The organism is Sphaerisporangium perillae (assembly GCF_023276435.1).
Lineage (GTDB): Bacteria > Actinomycetota > Actinomycetes > Streptosporangiales > Streptosporangiaceae > Sphaerisporangium > Sphaerisporangium perillae.
In genome coordinates, this window is the sequence record NZ_JALLPO010000097.1 from 1 (window position 1) to 2165 (window position 2165).

At 68.9% G+C, this 2165-nt stretch carries 1 protein-coding gene; it reads left to right on the forward strand.

Features of this window, described 5'->3' with window-relative positions; translation table 11 throughout:
- The first annotated feature begins 202 nt into the window (after nt 1–202).
- Nucleotides 203–2104 (forward strand): molecular chaperone DnaK, encoded by a 1902-nt coding sequence (gene dnaK, locus MYF83_RS42105; RefSeq protein WP_248966429.1) that lies wholly within the window; start codon nt 203–205, stop codon nt 2102–2104.
- The last annotated feature ends 61 nt before the right edge of the window (nt 2105–2165 follow it).

The window sequence follows — 2165 nt, forward strand, 5'->3', positions numbered from 1 at the left end:
GCCCGTCCGGGGCCGCGCCCGCGGCCGGCGTTCTCTCGGGCCTGGCCGCGCATCCGTGTCCGCGCGTGTGGCGCTGAACGACTACCCGTTTGAAGGATGTGCGGTCGCCTCCGGTTGACCAGTGTCGAAGGTGTGGGTGTGCGCCGCGCTCAGTTCGCGTGCCGTCGGTGCTCATGCGCCCGCCGCCCTAGGGGAGGTAGCTATGGCCAAGGCAGTCGGCATCGACCTCGGCACCACCAACTCTGTCATCGCCACGACGGAGGACGGCCAGCCGGTGGTCATCCCCAACGCGGAAGGGCAGCGGACGACGCCGTCGGTGGTCGCCTTCACAGAGTCGGGGGAACGGCTCGTCGGCCAGCTCGCGCGGCGGCAGGCGATCTTGAATCCCAAGGGCACGCTGTACTCCGTGAAGCGGTTCATCGGTCGCCGGTACGACGAGGTGCAGAGCGAGATCAACGCCGTGTCGTTCGACGTGGTGCCGGGGCCGGACAACGCGGTGCGCTTCAAGGTGAGGGACAAGCTGTATGCGCCGGAGGAGATCTCCGCTCTGGTGCTGCGCAAGCTCGTCGCGGACGCCGCCAAGTTCCTGGGCGAGAAGATCACCGAGGCGGTCATCACGGTGCCCGCCTACTTCAACGACGCGCAGCGGCACGCCACCAGGGACGCCGGGAAGATCGCGGGCCTTGAGGTCATGCGGATCATCAATGAGCCGACGGCCGCGGCCCTGGCCTACGGTCTGGACAAGAAGGGCAGTGAGACGGTCCTGGTGTTCGACCTCGGCGGCGGGACCTTCGACGTCAGTGTCCTGGACATCGGCGAGGGGGTCATCGAGGTCCGGTCCACCTCCGGCGACACCCACCTGGGCGGTGACGACTTCGACCGCCGGATCGTCGACCATCTGGCCGATGAGTTCCAGAACCAGACGGGCATCGACCTGCGGCGCGATCCGCAGGCCCTGCAGCGGTTGTTCGAGGCCGCGGAGAAGGCCAAGGTGGAGCTGTCGTCGGTCACCCAGACGACGGTCAGCCTGCCGTTCATCACCGCGGACGCGAACGGGCCCAAGCACCTGAACACCACCTTGATGCGCTCCACGTTCGAGGAGATCACCCGTGACCTCGTCGAGCGCACGATGGGGCCGGTCCAGCGGGCCATGGAGGACGCCAAGCTCTCGGCCGACGACCTTGATGAGGTCATCCTGGTCGGTGGTTCCACCCGTATCCCGGCTGTGCAGAGCCTGGTGCGCCGGCTCACCGGCGGCAAGGAACCGAACATGACGGTCAACCCCGATGAGGTGGTGGCCGATGGCGCGGCGATTCAGGCCGGGGTGCTCAAGGGCGAGGTCAAGGACGTTCTGCTGCTCGACGTCACGCCGCTGTCGCTGGGCATCGAGACGCTGGGCGGGGTGATGACCAAGGTCCTGGAGCGCAACACCACCATTCCCGCTCGCCGTACCGAGACGTTCAGCACGGCCGAGGACAATCAGAACGCGGTCGATGTGGTGGTGCTGCAGGGAGAACGGGAACGCGCGGCCGACAACCGGGCGCTCGGCCGGTTCCGGCTGGAGAACATCCGCCCGGCGCCCCGTGGAGTGCCGCAGGTCGAGGTCACCTTCGACGTGGATGCCAACGGGATCCTCAACGTCGCCGCCAAGGACAAGGACACCCAGGCCGAGCAGCGCATCACGATCAGCGAGAGCTCCAACCTGGACAAGAGCGAGATCGAGCGGATGGTGCAGGACGCCGAGCGGCACCGCGGCGAGGACGCCAGGCTCCGCGAGGCGATCGACGCGCGAAACGAGCTGGACTCGGTGGCCTACCAGGTGGAACGCCGGCTGGCGGAGTTGGGCGAGGCGGTGCCGGTGCACGAGAAGGCCAGGGCCGAGCAGCTCGTCGCCGACGCGCGCCAGGCGATCAAGGAGGAGGCGCCGGTCGAGCGCCTGCGCGACCTCAGTTCGGAGCTGCAGCAGGTCTTCCACAGCCTCAGCGCCGTGTCCGCCCCGCAGGGCGAGCCCGCGGGCGCCGGGCAGCAGGCCGGCGCCGGGCAGGCCGAGGGCGCGCCCAAGGGTGACGACGTCATCGACGCCGAGTTCACGACATCGGACTGAGGGACGACATGGCCGACGAACGCGGCAGGACACCGCCGGGCACGAATCGCCCACCGCCCCC

What these genes read in the sequence shown, in the direction of transcription:
- dnaK (WP_248966429.1), top strand. Translation starts at nt 203, where the DNA reads ATGGCCAAGGCAGTCGGCATCGACCTCGGCACCACCAACTCTGTCATC.